This is a genomic window from Flavobacterium galactosi (genome assembly GCF_048158585.1).
Lineage (GTDB): Bacteria > Bacteroidota > Bacteroidia > Flavobacteriales > Flavobacteriaceae > Flavobacterium > Flavobacterium galactosi.
This window is the reverse complement of sequence record NZ_JBLNKV010000002.1, coordinates 82,314-100,470: the sequence shown is the minus strand read 5'-3', so window position 1 is coordinate 100,470 and position 18,157 is coordinate 82,314. Positions and strand designations below refer to the sequence as shown.

Sequence of the window (18,157 nt, the reverse complement as noted above, 5' to 3'; positions counted from 1 at the left end):
AAAAGAGAAGCTGTTTTAGCATTTAATAAAAGTAGTACTGTTGTGAAATAGTACTGTTCTTGAAATAATCGCAAAGAAATTGACGCCCAAGATTTATCTGAATTATGAATCTTTTGGGTAGAAAAGCAGGAGGAATTATTTCCGATAATTAGTTTTTGGTCTGAATTCCTATTAGTATAAAGCTGTTATTTCTGCTGCCGTAGCATAATTTTTTTTATCAGAAGTTGTCGAAAAGTATGTTTTTCTATTAACAGCAGTAAAATTGCCTGTTTGACTATTAAATTTACTGGCATTCCCTTTTATATTAAAACGAATAGATTGAATATCAGTAGTTTTTATTTTATTCATTTCTAAAGCAGAAAATGAGTAATACGATACAATTTGATTTTCTGTATTCTCCCGAATTCCTTTGTCAGAACATATAATAACCATATTGTCAGTTAGATAAACATAAACTATTCCTGCGATATTGAATGCCGGGTTTGTAGTTTCAATGGTTATTTTAAGGATTTCTCCTTTTTCTGTTTTTGCAATTTGAATAGCTGCAGCTCCAGTCAAAGCATAGTTTTCACAAATAAAATTCCAAGAATTCGTAGCTCGATAGGATTTGGAACCTTTAAAACTCAATAATTCCTGACTTGTTGCAGAAATGGTTGCGATAAATAATAAAAAAAGCAGGACTTTTTGATTCATGAATTTCGTTCTATTACTTAAAGTTATTTGTTTTGAAAAGCATCTACCCAATCCAGTGATTTAATAGCCGAAACTTTGTTTTCTTGATTGATTGAAACGCGGAGTTCTTTGTTGGCAACTTTCTTTGTATACAATGCTTTATACCGATAAACAGTAATTTTATCGGTATTATTTTTGTAGATTTCAACTAACTGTAAGTCTTTAAAAGTCCCGTAATATTGACGGAATTTGGTGCAAGTTTTTGTCAATCGTTCTTCGGTTGTATTTTTAATTACCGAAGTTGTTGCTTCACTTTGGTTAAAAGGTTTAAACTTGGAAGTGTTACACGTCATTAAAACTCTTTTTCCTAATTCATAAGCTTTATCTTTTTGAGATGCACTGACTTCAGAAAATGTTAGTTTGATTATCTTAGCTTCTTCAGGAACAGGAGCAACAACGTTTTTAGATTTACAACCAATGAGTAAAATGATGCTTAGAATGAGAATTATCTTTTTCATGATTTATGTAATTTTTAATAATAAATTCGGATCTGGACAGTTTTCTAAATAATAATCCAAATCACTTTTACTGCAAACTCCCGGATAATCTCCAAAATTATCTCCTATGTTTTTTATAATTTGAAAGTGTAAATGAGGTGAATAATCCCCATTAATTACGAAATTACCCAAAGTCGCTATTTGTTGCCCTTTTTCAACAAAATCCCCAATTTTAATTTCAGTAATACTTTCTAACGAAAGATGACCATATAGTGTGTAAAAAATCTGATTTTCTATTTTGTGTTCTAAAATAATTGTTGGACCATAATCTCCTAGACCAACATTGTATTTAAAACTATGAATAGTTCCATCAAGCGCAGCTAATACATGAGTCCCTGCTTTTACCCATAGATCTAATCCTAAGTGAATATTTCTTTCTTCCGTTTTTGAATCATTAAAAACGGCACTCCTTTTGTACAAATTACGTTCTTCATTATATCCTCCAAAAGCGACTTTGGCTTTGCTTGTTGTTAAATAATTTTCAATGTATTTTTCGAAATTAATTGAATTGCTAATGTCTAATTTTAATAATTCATGATTAAAAATTGATAAATCTAAAGATATATAGTTTTTATAATCAATAGAATCATCTATCACTTTGACATTTTGTATGCTTTTTAAAATAGTTTCCAAAGCGTTCATTTTTATTATTTTTTATTAAAGTTTAAATTTAAAATAAAAAATGCCAACATAAATAATTTATGTTGGCATTATAACTTTTAATTAAGAGAATAATTGAGTGTTATTTTTTAATCTCAATTTTTGCTTCTCCACCGGAAACATTAACACTAGTTTTAGTAGCTCCATCTTTAGTTGTTACATTTACACCATCAGTGCCTACTTTTATGGAGGTACTATCTTTCACTTCTCCAGAAACTACAGGAGTGGAAGTTGTTGTTGCGTTTGAAGTTTCCACTTGCGGAGGAAAAGGTTTATCTTCTTTTTTCTTGCAGGAAACAATTGCAAGGATTGATAATATTCCTAGAAATAGTGTTGCTTTTTTCATCTTATTTTTTATTAGGGTTACTTAATATGAATTCACAATTTACTATTTTAATTTTTAAAATAAACTATTAGTTAAAACAAAAAAATCCCAACCTTATTTAGATTGGAATTCAATTTGTAAATAATTATATTTTAATACAAACTTGGATATTTAACTGGATTTACTTCATTCATCATTCCATATACTTTTTCAAATATATCTTCGGTAGAGGGTTTAGAGAAATAATCACCGTCTGTTCCATAAGCAGCTCGGTGTGCTTTTGCAGTTAAAGTCTGAGGTTTGCTGTCTAAATAATTATAAGCATCTTGTTGCTCTATAATTTGTTGTAAAATATAGGCTGAAGCACCACCGGGAACATCTTCGTCTATTACTAAAAGACGATTTGTTTTGGCAATACTTTTTACAACATCTTGTTTGACATCAAAAGGCAATAAAGATTGTAAATCGATAATCTCGCAATCAATACCTACTTCGAGTAATTCTTTGGCTGCTTGTTGTATTAATCTTAAAGTGGAACCATAAGAAACTAGTGTAATATCTGTGCCTTCTTTCAACGTTTCCACAACTCCAATTGGGGTTTTGAATTCACCATAATTCAACGGCATTTTTTCTTTTAATCGGTACCCATTCAAACATTCGATTACTAATGCAGGCTCATCACATTCCAATAAACTGTTATAAAAACCAGCTGCCTGAGTCATGTTTCTAGGAACCAAAACGTGAATTCCTCTTATCGCATTTATAATCATTCCCATAGGGGAACCAGAATGCCAGATTCCTTCCAGTCGATGACCACGTGTTCTTATGATAAGTGGCGCTTTTTGCTTTCCTACCGTACGGTATCGCAATGTTGCTAAATCATCACTCATGATTTGAATAGCGTATAATAAATAATCTAAATATTGAATTTCGGCAATAGGGCGCAACCCTCTTAATGCCATACCAATACCTTGACCAATTATAGTTGCTTCACGAATTCCAACATCAGCAACACGGAGTTCTCCGTATTTTTCCTGCATTCCTTCTAAGCCTTGGTTTACATCACCAATATTCCCGGCATCTTCACCAAAAATTAATGTTTCAGGATATTTTGTAAAAATGGCATCAAAGTTATCACGCAAAATCATGCGACCATCCGTATCTTCTTGTGCATTTTCTGAATATTCAGGTAAAATTTTTTCTACAGAAAATACATTTAAATCCGTCTCCGAGAATAAGTTGCTGCTGAATTTTTGTTGGGTTTTATTAGTGTACGAAGTGATCCAAAGAGACAATTCCTCTTTACCTGTTTCGTTCATTATTAAACGCAGTACTTTTCGAGCAGTTACAAGAATCTCCTTTTTTAAAGGCGATTTTATACTGTTTAAATCAGAAATCAATTTTAGTATTCGTCCTTTATTTTGACTTGTTTCTGCTATTTTTTGCAATATAGAAACCAGCTCTTTTTGTTCTTCAACAATGGGTTCAATGAAAGCATTCCATGCTGCTTTTTTAGCTTCAAAAACGTCTTTTTTAGCTTGTAAATCAATTGCTTCAATTTCTTCTGGAGAGGCAACACTGATGGCAATCATCCATAGTTTCATTTGACGAAGGCAATCAAAATCTTTTTCCCATGCCAATCGATTCGAGTCTTTATATCTCTCGTGCGATCCTGAACTGGAATGTCCTTGTGGCTGAGTCAATTCGTTTACGTGAATGAGAACCGGAATGTGTTTTTCACGAGCAATAGTGGCTGCTTTTTCATAAGTAGCAACTAAGTCAGCGTAATCCCAACCTTTTACTTTTAATATTTCGAAACCATTCGTATTATTTTCTCGCTGATATCCTTTTAAAATTTCAGAAATACTTTCTTTGGTTGTTTGATGTCTTGCATGAACTGAAATTCCATACTCATCATCCCAAACACTCATGACCATAGGTACTTGTAAAACCCCGGCCGCATTTATAGTCTCAAAGAATAATCCTTCAGAGGTACTTGCATTTCCTATTGTTCCCCAAGCAATTTCATTACCATCTACCGAAAAATTCGCGGCATTGGTAATTCCTGAAACCTGACGGTATATTTTTGATGCTTGCGCTAATCCTAATAATCGGGGCATTTGTGCTGCGGTAGGAGAGATGTCAGCACTTGAATTTTTTTGTTTGGTTAAATCTTTCCAAGATCCATCTTCATTCAAACTATGTGTTGCAAAATGTCCACCCATTTGTCTTCCTGCAGACATTGGCTCTTGTTCAATATCCGTATGTCCGTATAAACCTGCAAAAAATTGTTGTATGGTTAATTCACCAATGGCCATCATAAAAGTTTGATCGCGATAATAGCCGGAACGGAAATCGCCGTTTTTAAAAGCTTTTGCCATAGCTAACTGTGGCACTTCTTTACCGTCACCAAATATTCCAAATTTAGCCTTTCCTGTCAATACTTCTTTGCGTCCCAGCAGGCTGCATTCCCTGCTTACAGTAGCTATTTTATAGTCACTTAATACTTCAGTTTTGAAATCTTCAAATGTCAGGGTAGTATTGATTTTTTCTTTTATCATAATTGAAAGAATAACTTTGTGCTGCAAATTTAATTAAAAACTAGCTATTTTCATAATTCCTTAAAAGAAATATAATTTAATTATTAGTAGTCAATTTGAATTTAGCATATGTATTATTTTTATATACGCACTAAAATAGTTATTTTTTAAAGAATAGTGTAATTTAATCTAGTTTTTATCTTAGATTAGAACCATTTTCGATTAAAAAGATTGATTAATGTTTTTGGAGAGAATGTAACTATAAATCGGATTTTTTCGTTGTAGTTATTTTGTGCTATTTCCCATCCATTGTTGGAATAAATTGGAAAATACAATTCGAAATAGTCCGTTACCAGATTCAGACGAATTCCACTATCATATACGAATCTCGCATTTTGGGCTCTATTTTTAATAAGACCAATGTCGCCATATACTTCCATCCAATTCCAAATATTAAAACTTCCGTTTAAGGTTGTAATCCATTGATTGGCAAATGGGGTTTCCAACTTTGATTTGATACCACCTTCCGCTAATATAAATTGCTGGCTATATAAACCTTTACTTTCGGATCTACCATAATAATTATAATCAAATAGATAATCGGTTGGACGGTCTAATGCAAAACTAAAAAAATCTGAAGCGGTGGAGTTGTATAAAAAACTACCGGCATACAATCGTAAGTTAATCTGAAGATTATTTTCAAATAATTTTCGATATTCTATTTCACTCGCAATTTTCCCAAATTTACCAGACAGTTGTAGATCAGACATGAAACTAAAATGATTAGTAACCTCCGTTCTTGTATTGAAGTATTTTGCATCAAAAACCGAGTAATTTTCCGCCGAATTATCAATAACAAAAGCACTCTTTTCTCTATTCACCAATACTTGACGAAGCATTATAAGCTGTTTTCTATTGTCTCTAAAGTTTTCTTCCCGGATTCGCAATTGAACCATAGGATTTATTCTAAGATAGGATGCATCCGGCGCATAATGAAAATAGGAGCCAGATACAGAATATCTCACGTTATAAAGCGTGCCGTTTCTATAATTTTGATTTGCTGAAAAAGCTGCGGAACCAGACAAATTATCCGTTTTTGTAGAATAAGCGGGATTGATATCAAATATAAAAGGTTTGTCCAAAATAGTTTTGTTATGAAGCCTTAATCCCGGACTCAGTCCATCATAATAATTGTAGGTAAGCGTTGGAACATAAAGGACTTGATTATAATACGGATCTTCTAAATCCTTCATAAAGACAAATTTTACAGGACGATTATTCGGAAAAAAACCCTCTAATTTTTTCCAGTTATTTCTTAAATTGTATTCTGGAACTTCATTATTGTAATTCAAAACGATTTTATCGGCATTTTTTCTTTCAATGGTAAAAGTGCTGTCCGTTTCATTGGCATCAAGCCATTTTTTAAAAACTATTTCTCCTTTTTTTATACCATAAACAGGAACCGGAACCAGAACATTGGTTTTGTTTTTTACTGAAAAAGTAATGCTGTCTTTGGTTTTTGAGACGTCAATAAATTTATAATCAATTATTTCACGAGAACCAATTATGGTTTTAAAAAACCAGTTGATATCTTTATCAGCATTTGATTTTAGTATCGTTTCAAAATCAGTTCTTGAAACTTGTTTTTCCTTGTTTTCAACATAGAATTGACGAATGCTACTGTTTAGTTCATCATGCTCCAGATAATCGTCCAGATATCTAAAACTTAATCCGGCGCGGTATTTACTGGCAATTTGTTCGTTGAATTTTATTAAACTATTTTTTGGATCACCAAGTGGCTGGTCCAAGTTCTTTCTGGCCATAAGCATATAAAAATAGCTGTATTGCTCATTAAAACTTAAATTGGTTAAATTATAGCTTTTCAATAATCGAAGTTTAGAGACGCTACCAAACATTTTAGCATCTGGATGGTTTTCATCAATATATTTCATCATGGCATACACTTGAATCCCATCATAAATCCAGTTGTCTTTTCGAGGATCTAAACACAAACTAGTCTTTAAATAGGAATTCAAATAGGTTTTCAAAAATTTAATCTCGAAAATAAACTCGTCCGAAAATGGACTTAAAAAAGAAGGCAATTGGTTTAACCCATAAAATGGATTTCTTTCATAATCAGTTTGAGAAACTATTATTTTTTCATGGGGATATTTCCCAACAAGCGTATTCACATAATCCATCACACGATCTACAATAACTGCTTTTTGAATGGCACTTATTTTATTTTCTTTGAGATTAGTGAGTGCTTCGGTTGTATTGTTTTTAAAAATGATGAAACTGGATTTAGGTTCTACAAAAAGGCTAAAATCAGTTCGGTTGTCTCCATACAATTTATAGTTGGAAAAATTTCCGGCTTTGTTTGGTAAACTACTATTTAAATCAGATGTGATAGCTAAATATTCAGGTACTTTCAGGTCTATATCATAACTGGAAACCGCATTAGCAATATCATCTAAATTGTTATTGCTATTTCGAATAAAATCATGGTTTTCATAACGGGCAGGAGTAAGGAACCAGTTTTTAAGATTCATTTCGCCCTTATCATTAAATCCGTATTTGGTGAATTTATCACTTGGTATTTTTGTAATATAAGTGAGATGTAAAGTAGTTTTTTGATTTGGAAGTAGTTTCTGTCTTAATTTAACTTCAATATAATCAGGATTTTTCTCTGTTCTTTCCCATGAAACGAATAATTGATTCGCATCAATAATGGTTAAATTATTCGTGCTTCCTCGTTCTTCTTCTTTAGCCAAATGAAAACCTCTGTAAAATTCATCCGAAAAACGTTTCGCCAAAGGAGTATTTTTATCATAATACGAATTGTTCCAATCGTTCAAGACTATAGAAGTCAATGTGTCACTTGATTGGTTGAAAAAAATGATTTCTTGCTGAATATTCAATGTTTTGGCCGCTGGATTCAACTCAACAATCATTTTGGAATGATGTTGTGCATATTGTTTTACTGAAATCAATAAAACAAGAGTATAAATGGCAATTTTGTAGAATGATTTCAACTTTTGAGGCTCAATTTATTAAAAAAATAAATATACTTAGTTATTGGATAAAAATGGAATAAAATCTGATAAAATATAAAAAAAGCTGTTGGTTAGACAGCTTTTCAATCAAAAATTTGGAGTTAAATCATATTTTTTATAGAATTTATCTAAGACTTCAACGACTTCATCTTCTGTATCTACAATTTTAAATAAATTCATATCTTCGGCACTTACTGTACCTTCTTTTTCTATTAAAACCGTTTTTATCCATTCAATCAATCCGGCCCAAAAGGAAGTTCCAACCAATATTATTGGAAATTTTGCAATCTTTTTCGTCTGAATTAAAGTCATCGCTTCAAACAATTCATCCATGGTTCCAAAACCTCCCGGCATCACCACAAATCCCTGGGAATATTTCACAAACATCACTTTTCGAACAAAGAAATAATCAAAATTTAAGTTTTTATCCCCATCAATATAAGGATTATAATGCTGTTCAAAGGGCAATACTATATTCAATCCCACAGAGGTTCCTCCGCCAAGATGCGCCCCTTTATTTCCCGCTTCCATAATTCCCGGACCACCGCCTGTAATCACGCCATAACCGGCTTTACTGATTTTATAGGCAATTTTTTCGGCAAGCAAATAATATTTGTCTTCCGGTTTTGTCCTAGCTGAGCCAAAAATTGTCACACACGGACCTATGCGGCCCATGCTTTCATAACCATTCACAAATTCGGCCATGATTTTAAAAATCGCCCAACTGTCATTGGTTCTTATTTCGTTCCAAGTCTTTCTTTTCAGTCGGTCTTGAATTACTTTATCTTCGTCATTATCAAAATCTTCTAATCTCATATGCTCTATTTTAAAACTTATTTTTTTGGAGCTGTTTCCTGCTGTCCGCTGTATCTTTTTCTTGCTAAAAGAGCCAGAAAAAGGATGCCGCTTCCATCAGGGCTAGGGCTCCCAAATACTAAAGTAACTCTTTTTTCAAAAACTGCGCGGTATAACTCTTCTTAATTTTTATAATTTCTTCCGGAGTTCCTTTTGCAATAAGTTGTCCGCCGCCTTTTCCACCTTCGGGACCAATATCTATAATATAATCAGCTAGTTTAATTACATCCATATTGTGCTCAATAATCAATATCGTATTCCCTTTATCTACCAGTTTATTGATTACCTCCATCAACACTCTGATGTCTTCAAAATGCAATCCGGTTGTAGGTTCGTCCAGAATATAGAAGGTGTTTCCGGTATCTTTTTTAGATAATTCTCCAGCCAGTTTGATGCGTTGTGCTTCACCACCGGAAAGCGTGGTACTTTGTTGGCCAAGCGTAATGTAACCCAAACCAACATCCTGAATGGTTTTTACTTTTCTATAAATCTTCGGGATCATTTCAAAAAACGGAACCGCTTCATCCACTGTCATATTCAACACATCCGAAATGGACTTTCCTTTGAATCGAATTTCCAATGTTTCTCGGTTGAAACGCTTCCCTTGGCAGGTTTCACATTCTACATAAACATCAGGCAGGAAGTTCATCTCAATCGTTCGCACGCCCGAACCTTCGCAGGTTTCGCAACGTCCGCCTTTCACATTAAAGCTAAATCGGCCTGCTTTATATCCCCGAATCATACTTTCAGATGTCATTGTAAACAGATTTCTGATTTCGGTAAAAACTTCGGTGTACGTTGCCGGATTACTTCTTGGCGTTCTACCAATAGGACTTTGGTCAATATCAATGACTTTATCGATATGTTCCAATCCTTCAATTTTTTTGTACGGTTTTGGTTTTTTGACACCATTGAAATAATAGGCGTTCAAAATAGGGTAGAGGGTCTCATTAATCAACGTTGATTTTCCACTTCCCGAAACTCCGGTCACGCAAATCATTTTGCCCAAAGGCAATTCTATTGAAACATTTTTCAGGTTGTTTCCTGTTGCTCCGGTCAGTTTCAGGAATTTTCCATTTCCCTCCCGACGTTTTGCCGGAACTTCAATTTTCATTTCGCCGTTCATGTACATAGCCGTTATGGTATGATGTTTCAAGATTTCGGCAGGCGTTCCTTTACTGATAATTTCACCGCCATATTTTCCTGCTTTTGGTCCAATATCAATCACATAATCGGCACGTTCAATCATGTCTTTATCGTGTTCCACCACAATTACCGAATTCCCAATATCGCGTAATTGTTCCAGCGAATGAATCAATTTGTCATTGTCTCTTTGGTGTAAACCAATACTGGGTTCATCCAGAATATATAAAACACCAACCAGTTGAGAACCAATTTGAGTAGCCAAACGGATTCGTTGTGCTTCACCTCCCGAAAGTGATTTGGAACTTCGGCTTAAGGCCAAATAATCCAAACCTACATTCATCAAAAAGTTCAATCGATCCTTAATCTCTTTGATTACTTCAGTGGCGATACGTTTTTGTTTGTCAGATAAATGGCTGTCTAAGTCATAAAACCAAGCGGTCAAATCCGAAATATCCATATCGCACAATTCGGTAATATTTTTTTCGTTGATTTTAAAGAATAGCGCTTCTTTTTTCAAACGGGAACCATCACAAACCGGACATTTTATTTCGTCCATAAACTCCTTTGCCCAACGTTTTATAGATGTTGAACCACTTTCGTCATGTTGATTTTTTATGAAATGCGAAATCCCTTCAAAATCAATTTTATATTCTCTTGCAACGCCTAAGTCTTTGGAGTTGATGGTGAATTTTTCTTTTCCGCCATTCAAAATCATTTCCATCGCTTCCTCGGGAATGGTTTCCATGGTATCCGTCAATTTGAAACCATATTTTTCTCCTATAATTTCCAATTGCTTAAAAATCCAAGAGGATTTGTATTCTCCCAAAGGGGCAAAACCACCATTTTTTATGGATAATTTCGGGTTTGGAATAATCTTTTTAGTATTGATCTCGTTTACCGTTCCTAAGCCGTTGCAATGATCACAAGCACCTTTTGGGGAATTGAAAGAGAATAAATTTGGTTCTGGATTCTGGTATGAAATTCCGGTGGTTGGACACATCAAATTCCTGCTAAAAAAACGGACTTCATTAGAATCTTGGTCCAAAACCATTAATACATTCTCCCCATGATGCATGGCCGTATTGATGCTTTCAGTTAATCGTTTTTCATTTTCGGGAGTATCATCGATCACCATTCGATCGACAACAATTTCGATATCGTGTGTTTTATAACGGTCTAATTTCATACCTAAAGTAATATCCAGGATATCGCTATTCACACGAACTTTAAGAAAACCTTGCTTGGCAATTTGCTGGAAAAGTTCGGCATAATGGCCTTTTCGAGCCCGAATAACCGGAGCCAAAATATTGATTCGTTTTCCGGTAAAATCCTGAATAATCAAATCTTTGATTTGCTCATCATTATAACTCACCATTTTTTCGCCTGTATTGTAACTGTATGCATCGGCACCCCGGGCATACAACAAACGCAGGAAGTCATAAATCTCAGTGATAGTTCCCACGGTGGAACGCGGACTTTTACTGGTGGTTTTTTGTTCAATAGCAATTACTGGCGAAAGCCCGTCGATTTTATCTACATCGGGACGTTCCAGTCCACCCAGAAATTGACGCGCATAAGCAGAAAAAGTTTCTACATAGCGGCGTTGCCCTTCGGCATAAATAGTGTCGAAAGCTAAAGAGGATTTCCCGGAACCCGAAAGCCCGGTAATTACGACCAGTTTTTCACGAGGAATGGAAACATCTATATTTTTAAGATTGTGAACGCGAGCGCCTTGAACTTCAATGGTATTGTCTTTGTCTAGCATAATTTTTGCAAAAAAGCAAAGTTACCATTTTGATTTATTCTTTCGATAGAACAGTTTAGAAGTTTATGTTAAATTAGGATATAAAAAAACGCTAATTTTGGTTAGCGTTTTTAATGTTTTCAATGATTATGATTAAATTAACAGCCACAGCTACCATAAACGTTTTTAATTATTTTTTTCCATTTTTTTTATTTTTAACAACCATTTCTGCTGTAAACCAAGTAGTTTCATACTCATCATTTGATTTAACAACTTTCTTTTTGTGAATGTAAACAATATTTGAAAATTTTGCTTCTTCAATTATATCTGGAGTGCTATTTTTTAAATGTATGTTTTTGTTATTTATTGAAATAGTGCAATTATTACCTAAATCTGAGATATATAATGTTTCTCCGTTATCGTATTTTTGCTTAGATTCTGCAAAAGAACACGAACATCCATCTTCAACGGATGTTTCTTTTTCAAAATCGATGGCTGTATTTATAAAAGGAATTGATGTATTCAAAAAAACTATTGAATCTTTTAACATAATAATTTTTTCAGTCAACATTTTAGAATTTTCGTAACTTTGTTTTTTCAAGGATAGAAGTGAAGTGATTTTTACTTTTTGAGTTTTTATTGAATCTTTAGTAGCAATTAGATTTTGATTTAGTATAGCTATTTCTTTGTCTTTATTACTGTTAATTGAAATCACAGAATCCTTACTCGCATTACTATTTTTTAAAGCAATTCTCAATTCTTTTTTATCCATTTTTTCGATGTCTTGGGAGTAAGTAGTTAAGCTTAATCCCAAGATTAAAAAAAGTAACGTTTTTTTCATATTTTATATTGATACATGATTAGTATTTTTTACATTTTTAATCGTAATACGTATAAAAATGCTTGTATGCCACTTGTTTTGCAGATAATTTTTCATTATCGCGATAATCTTTTTCTATTAAATTGATATCCAAATCCTGAGAAGGCATCATTCGACTACCATATTGATTCATATCAATCGAAAATTCTTTTCCTTGCTTATAATTTCCAACAAAATAATGTGCTTCTGGAATATTATCTAAACCATCATTAGGGAATGATATAACTTCAACTAAAAATTTATACGGTTTTTCATCATCCCAATTTATTTTGTGATAATCATCAGAAATTCCTTTTAAAAAATCGTCTGGATAATGAACTAATTCAGTTGTAAGACTAGGTATTTTCCTTTCTAATTCTTTAATTCTGAAATAAGCATTGTATAAAGTGTCATTTTTAGTTTCTTCGTAAACAAAATTCTCTGGGATTGATTTCTTCAAATTCAATCGTTCTTTTTTGAATTCCGACAAAACTATTGTTATGGAATCTATTTTTTTTTGAATAACCGTATTTTCCTTTAAAGCCCAATCCTTATTACTTATTTTTTCAATAATTTTGATTGATACTAATGAATCTTGTTTTGGATCAAAAAAATGAGCTTCGATATTAATTTTAGTAATTTTAATTATACCCTTTTCAATATTTTCTAATGACATAGAAGTAGGCTTAGTTTTCTCATCCGTATCCTTTAAAACTGCCAGCCAAATACCTTTATATTCTGGAGGCATATTATTCAATTTCAGAACAAGATTTCTTGCAGCATCTCTTTTTTGATATACATTTAGTTTTTCAAACCAAATCTTGTATTCATTCGCTTGTTGTTGAATAGTTTTAGTTGGCTTCTTTTGGCTATAGAAAGTTGTTGTTGATAATAAACTTATGAATAGTGTGAAAAATATTTTTCTCATAATTATACATTTTTCCATATTTCATATTCTTCTAAATCTGATTTTACTTGACTAAAAACTAACCCTAAAACAAAAATGTCATCTATATAGCCAATTACTGGTATAAAGTCAGGTATTAAATCTATTGGGGATAAAAAATAGATTAAAGCACCAATTATTGCAATAATTGAACCTTTTGGTACCTCTCTATAATTTCCATTTATGTAATCCCTTGAAATTGAAAAGAAAAGTTGCAAATAATTCCAAACTTCTTCTAATTTTCCTTTGTTTGCAGATGCTTTTTTAAAAGCTTCATCAAGTTTTTTATTAGTTTTTTCTTTATCATCAATAAGCTTTTCGGCTTCCTTTTTGGAGTCTTTAAAATTTTCTTCAACTTTTTTTAAGCTTGATTCAACATTGTTCATAATTATAATTTGTTTAAGTTATTAATTTCCTTTTGCAGCAAGAATCATTGCCAAATTTCTAGTTTGTTCAGCATCTCTGTCTCTTTTTTCTATTTCATCAATTTGCTGAAAAATTAAAGCGTTATGATTAGCAACTCTTCCTGAAAGAGTAAACAAATCTATTATTGCCCAGATAAAGAAACCTCCGAAAGTAAACCAATATAAAAGTTGAAGCCCCCATTTACCAAGATAAGCATAATGAAATCCAAAGAAGAACCATAAAAGATAAGCGGTTCCAGAAGATTTAATTTGCGATTGCAAATAGTGTTTATTCACAACACCAGTATTTGTATTGTTTGTTTTCTGTTTAATAGCAAAATAAATTATTCCCCCGATTATAATTAGCACTATTATTTCTGTTCCTCCAAATCTGCCCATATTATTTTTGTATTAGTGTGTTTTTAATTTCTTTGGTTTTATAGGTTAAAAACCAAATCTAAAAAGATAAAAACAATAAAAAAAACCAATCATATAATTCGAAGTTTCTATCCTATAAAATGGGTATTCTGTGCTGTAATTTTTTCTCCTAAATTATTAGTCGGATTTTTACAGTAGTTCCTTTTTCTGAGAAATCAATTTTAATGGGATCCAAATTGGTGGGTTGCATAATTTGTAGGCGTTCTTTGGCTATGGCAATCCCCATAGAAATATGCGTTTTTGTGGTTTTTGTATTGCCTTTTCCGTTGTCGGAAATTAGGATTTGCAATTGGTCGTTGTCAAGGATTGTAAACTCAATTTTGAAAGTAGGATGTAGGTACTCCTCATCAAAAGCATGTTTGAAAATATTTTCCACAAACGGTTGTAATAACATAGTTGGAATTTCGATAGATGCCATATCTATAGCTTCATCAACTATTATTTGATATTGAATGCGATTATCAAAGCGTTGGTTTTCTATCGAAATATAGGTTTTTAAATACCCTATTTCATCCTCGATTGTGATGGTTTGCCTCGCGGAATTGTCTAATGTTTGTCGCATTAAACTAGCCACTTCGCTAATATAAATAGCCGAATTATGTGCGTCTTTATTAAAAACAAAACTCTGAATTGTAGTCAAAGCATTGAATGTAAAATGAGGATTCATCTGGCTCAATAATACTTCAAGCTTTGCTTTGGCAATTCGATTTTCAGTTTCGGCTTTTTGCTCGGCTCGCTTTTTTATGCTGAAAATTATAAAAACAGCTCCTAAAATCAATATGATTCCTATTAGACCATAAAACCATCCCGTTTTCCAGAAAGGAGGCTGGATACTGATTTTTAAAATATTAAAACGCGATGTTTTTCCCGCATTCAAATCTAAAACTTCAATTTCTAAATTATAGATGTCATTAGGCAAATAGGACAAATAAACAAAAGGCTTTTCAGAATACGGACTCCAACGATTTGTCTTTTTTAATCGGTATCTGAATTTTAATTTGTTAGGGAAAGAATGCCCTTTTGGCACAAAATCTACAGCAATAGTATTGTGCTCATAATTGCAAGTCAATTGGTCAGAAACATAAGAAAACCAACGAAAATTGGATTGATTTATTGGAACTGAATTGATGGCAATTGCCCTGATTTCGATACTGGAAACGGTGTTTTTATTTGTGGTAAGTTTATCTAGATCAATAGTGTAAAATCCTTTTTTGGTGCCTAGCCATAATTGGTTCTCAAAAATATGCGAACTGCTAATTGCCGGATCTTTTAATCCTTGCTCTTTGTCAAACAATTGAATTATTCCGTTTCGGTACATGTTGATTCCTTTCTCGGTGCCAATAAAAATGAAATCTTTGTAACTTTCAAGAAAAGTTATGGTATTCCCAATAATCTGATTTTTTGGAATTGTTTTGAGTATTCTAAATGATTTTGCAATATCGATTACGGTAACAGTACCAAATTCTGAAGCAATTATTAAGTTCCCTTTTTTGTTTTTGGTAATGAATTTTAGTTTGCTTTCTTTCCAAATTTTATCCTTTAGCAGCGATTGAAATACTTTATTTTGATGTACAAACAATCCTTGAAACACAGAAATTAAATAGGTTTTGTCATCCGTATTTAAAATTCCAACAATATCCAAAGGTGTATTTTTATCAAATTCCGAAAAGTGTTTGGCTTTCAAATGATACACATCATCATACACCCGAACGCCAGCATAAGGAATGGTTTCTATGAATGTATCATCATTGGTAAAACCAATTTTATAACTGTGAATCGGAACATAATTAATAATTTCACCTCCAAAATTCATTTCAAAAACACCAATATTACTCGTAATCCATAAGGATTTTTGATGTTTTAGAATTTCATAAAACTCAATGTCTGGAGCTGGAATAGAATAATCTAATTCGTAATAGCCATCTTCATGTGTAGGTAGTTTTTGTTTTAAATTTTTAATGTATTGGATTTCAAACTTTTTAAAATCAGATAAATAAATTGTTTTCGAAATGGAATTTTCAGCATCCAAAAATGAAATCCCATCTTGATGAAGTACAATTTTTTGGTTATTTAAAGCTTCAAAATCAACAATTGCTTTGTTGTTAAATGGATTGTAATCAATAGTTTTATCCAATTGAATTTCGTAAATTCCTTTGTCTTTTGAACCTACATAAAGGATGTCTTTTTTTGGACTGTAAAAAACATTCAACAAATTTTTGGAATCAATTCCGTATTGTTCTGAAATGTTTGTCATTTGATTATTGGCAATCGAATAAAGCCCTCCGCTTAAATCAAAAACGCCCCAAGCCGCTGCATAAATGGTATTGTATTTGTCTTTTGCAAAATCCCAAACTACAGATTTACCAAATTTTTGACTTGTTATTTTTCCTAAAATTAGTTCTTGAATTTTAAAACTATCTATAAACCCTTTGTTACAACTAAAAATGGTGTTGTCATAAAATCCTAAACTATATGCAAATTGATATTTATAAACTTGCTTTATAAGCGGTACATTGTTTGTATAAATGATTTTAAATAAACCTTCATTTGAAGTTGAAAAATAAACTTCGTCATTAAATACTAAAAAATCATTAACTATAAAAACACCAAAATGAGGCAAAATTCCTTTTGGGACTATTATTTTATTGGTTTTAGTATCGATAATAGCAATACCCAATTCTGTACCTGCAAAAATGTTGTTTTTGTAAGATAATAATTTGCGGGTTCTATCTATTGGTAAGCCGTTTTTGTGATTGAAAATAGTGAATTTATTACCATTAAATTTATAAACTCCACCACCATAACTGGCAAACCACATATTTCCGTCTGTATCCTGAGTAATATCCCAACAACTATTATTTTTGATAGTATTTGGAAGGATAAGATTTGTAAAAGCACCATTTTTTAATTTCGAAATTCCGTTCTCAGTACCAATCCACAAATCAAATTTTTTGTCTAAAAATAAAGAACGGACAGCGTTGTTGGGCAATCCATCTGCAGTGGTATAGTTTTTTGACGGCTTGTATTGTGCCTGCAAAGAAAAAGTACTTAAAAATAAAAAGAGAAGTAAAATTTTAATTCGAAATCGCATCCATTAATTCTGTTTTGTTGTAAAATTTTTCAGAAACTTTTATGGTACGACCATTGTTCATTCTTAAATTAAAATCTTTACTATTAAATAATTCCACCATTTTTTTATTGATTATTGCACTGCCACTGACTTTGATAAAAATAGTTTCAGGAAGTAATTGGAGCATTTCCTTTAATGATTTTGTGACTACAATGGTTTCTTTGGTGGTTTCAATTTTGCATTTCCCATTGCCATTTTCAGTTTCACAACTAATAATATCTGAAACCAATGCTACTTTAAAACCGTCATTATTCGGAAAAACAATCGATTTTTTGTCGCTGTTTAAATTGCTTTTTAAAACTTCAAATCGATTTAATGATTTTTTTTCTAGCGCTTTGACTTCAAATTGTTCGATTATTGATTTTAGATTTAATGGATTGATTGGTTTCATTAAATAGTTAAGCGCACAATATTTTATTGATTCGGTGAAATGATTGTTGTGTCCAGTAACAAAAACAATTTCAAAATTTATGTTTGTAAAATGATTTACCAAATCAAAACCGTTTTTTTCAGGCATATCAATATCTAAAAAAATTAAATCGGGATTGTTTTTTTCGATAGAAACAATCGCCGTATCAACAGAATTACACAAATCTAAAATCTGAATTTTATCTTCAAGGTAAGTTTTACAAAAGGTATGTATCAGTTCACGGGATTTTACTTCATCATCAATGATGATTGCTTTAATTTTCATGGATTTATATTTTACTTCAATTATAAACGCAAATAATTAGCTAATAAATAAAATAATTGACTTGTTTTAACATAATTTTTGCAAAAAAGCAAAGTTACCATTTTGATTTATTCTTTCGATAGAACACTTTA

The 18,157-nt window shown here is 32.1% G+C and carries 13 protein-coding genes and 1 pseudogene; all 14 read right to left on the bottom strand.

Translation table 11 applies throughout. The annotated features are described in order from the left end of the window. Window positions 1–171: 171 nt before the first annotated feature. Window positions 172–693, bottom strand: coding sequence for a hypothetical protein (locus ACM55M_RS04635; RefSeq protein ID WP_416856383.1), 522 nt, complete (start codon window positions 691–693; stop codon window positions 172–174). Between the two features lie 23 nt (window positions 694–716). After that, complete coding sequence (locus ACM55M_RS04630; RefSeq protein WP_416856382.1) at window positions 717–1,190, bottom strand: hypothetical protein; 474 nt, start codon at window positions 1,188–1,190, stop codon at window positions 717–719. Window positions 1,191–1,193: 3 nt separating this feature from the next. Beyond that, a complete protein-coding gene (locus tag ACM55M_RS04625; RefSeq protein ID WP_416856381.1) occupies window positions 1,194–1,871 on the bottom strand; it encodes a peptidoglycan DD-metalloendopeptidase family protein in 678 nt (225 codons plus the stop codon). A gap of 100 nt (window positions 1,872–1,971) precedes the next feature. Further along, a complete protein-coding gene (locus ACM55M_RS04620) occupies window positions 1,972–2,235 on the bottom strand; it encodes a hypothetical protein (RefSeq protein WP_416856380.1) in 264 nt (87 codons plus the stop codon). Between the two features lie 131 nt (window positions 2,236–2,366). Further along, window positions 2,367–4,775 carry an alpha-ketoacid dehydrogenase subunit alpha/beta gene (locus ACM55M_RS04615; protein ID WP_416856379.1) on the bottom strand — a complete coding sequence of 803 codons (2,409 nt, stop codon included), beginning with the start codon at window positions 4,773–4,775 and terminating at the stop codon, window positions 2,367–2,369. Window positions 4,776–4,960: 185 nt separating this feature from the next. Continuing rightward, the gene (locus ACM55M_RS04610) at window positions 4,961–7,708 is read right to left on the bottom strand and encodes a gluzincin family metallopeptidase (RefSeq protein WP_416856808.1); all 2,748 of its coding nucleotides are present in this window, start codon (window positions 7,706–7,708) and stop codon (window positions 4,961–4,963) included. 189 nt (window positions 7,709–7,897) lie between these two features. Then, entirely contained in the window at window positions 7,898–8,626 is a 729-nt protein-coding gene (locus tag ACM55M_RS04605; protein ID WP_416856378.1) for an LOG family protein, read from the bottom strand. Window positions 8,627–8,744: 118 nt separating this feature from the next. Further along, window positions 8,745–11,576: an excinuclease ABC subunit UvrA gene (gene uvrA / locus ACM55M_RS04600; RefSeq protein ID WP_416856377.1), complete on the bottom strand. Its 2,832-nt coding sequence runs from the start codon at window positions 11,574–11,576 to the stop codon at window positions 8,745–8,747. A gap of 169 nt (window positions 11,577–11,745) precedes the next feature. Then, the gene (locus tag ACM55M_RS04595; protein WP_416856376.1) at window positions 11,746–12,396 is read right to left on the bottom strand and encodes a hypothetical protein; all 651 of its coding nucleotides are present in this window, start codon (window positions 12,394–12,396) and stop codon (window positions 11,746–11,748) included. A 37-nt stretch (window positions 12,397–12,433) separates the two neighbouring features. Next, window positions 12,434–13,342 (bottom strand): hypothetical protein, encoded by a 909-nt coding sequence (locus ACM55M_RS04590; RefSeq protein WP_416856375.1) that lies wholly within the window; start codon window positions 13,340–13,342, stop codon window positions 12,434–12,436. A gap of 59 nt (window positions 13,343–13,401) precedes the next feature. Continuing rightward, a pseudogene (locus ACM55M_RS04585) lies at window positions 13,402–13,746 on the bottom strand (YkvA family protein); the annotation flags it as partial. A gap of 21 nt (window positions 13,747–13,767) precedes the next feature. Further along, window positions 13,768–14,061, bottom strand: a complete 294-nt coding sequence (locus ACM55M_RS04580; RefSeq protein ID WP_416856374.1) for a TM2 domain-containing protein — start codon at window positions 14,059–14,061, stop codon at window positions 13,768–13,770. A 250-nt stretch (window positions 14,062–14,311) separates the two neighbouring features. Continuing rightward, on the bottom strand, window positions 14,312–17,293 hold the full coding sequence (locus tag ACM55M_RS04575) for a sensor histidine kinase (protein WP_416856373.1): 2,982 nt from the start codon (window positions 17,291–17,293) through the stop codon (window positions 14,312–14,314). Continuing rightward, entirely contained in the window at window positions 17,277–18,026 is a 750-nt protein-coding gene (locus tag ACM55M_RS04570) for a LytR/AlgR family response regulator transcription factor (RefSeq protein WP_416856372.1), read from the bottom strand. Before ACM55M_RS04570 ends, ACM55M_RS04575 begins: the two co-directional genes overlap by 17 nt. Window positions 18,027–18,157: the final 131 nt, after the last annotated feature.

Coding starts and splice junctions, on each gene's coding strand:
- ACM55M_RS04630 (WP_416856382.1), bottom strand. CDS start 1,190: ATGAAAAAGATAATTCTCATTCTAAGCATCATTTTACTCATTGGTTGT.
- ACM55M_RS04625 (WP_416856381.1), bottom strand. CDS start 1,871: ATGAACGCTTTGGAAACTATTTTAAAAAGCATACAAAATGTCAAAGTG.
- uvrA (WP_416856377.1), bottom strand. CDS start 11,576: ATGCTAGACAAAGACAATACCATTGAAGTTCAAGGCGCTCGCGTTCAC.
- ACM55M_RS04615 (WP_416856379.1), bottom strand. CDS start 4,775: ATGATAAAAGAAAAAATCAATACTACCCTGACATTTGAAGATTTCAAA.
- ACM55M_RS04620 (WP_416856380.1), bottom strand. CDS start 2,235: ATGAAAAAAGCAACACTATTTCTAGGAATATTATCAATCCTTGCAATT.
- ACM55M_RS04610 (WP_416856808.1), bottom strand. CDS start 7,708: ATGATTGTTGAGTTGAATCCAGCGGCCAAAACATTGAATATTCAGCAA.
- ACM55M_RS04635 (WP_416856383.1), bottom strand. CDS start 693: ATGAATCAAAAAGTCCTGCTTTTTTTATTATTTATCGCAACCATTTCT.
- ACM55M_RS04590 (WP_416856375.1), bottom strand. CDS start 13,342: ATGAGAAAAATATTTTTCACACTATTCATAAGTTTATTATCAACAACA.
- ACM55M_RS04605 (WP_416856378.1), bottom strand. CDS start 8,626: ATGAGATTAGAAGATTTTGATAATGACGAAGATAAAGTAATTCAAGAC.
- ACM55M_RS04575 (WP_416856373.1), bottom strand. CDS start 17,293: ATGCGATTTCGAATTAAAATTTTACTTCTCTTTTTATTTTTAAGTACT.
- ACM55M_RS04570 (WP_416856372.1), bottom strand. CDS start 18,026: ATGAAAATTAAAGCAATCATCATTGATGATGAAGTAAAATCCCGTGAA.
- ACM55M_RS04595 (WP_416856376.1), bottom strand. CDS start 12,396: ATGAAAAAAACGTTACTTTTTTTAATCTTGGGATTAAGCTTAACTACT.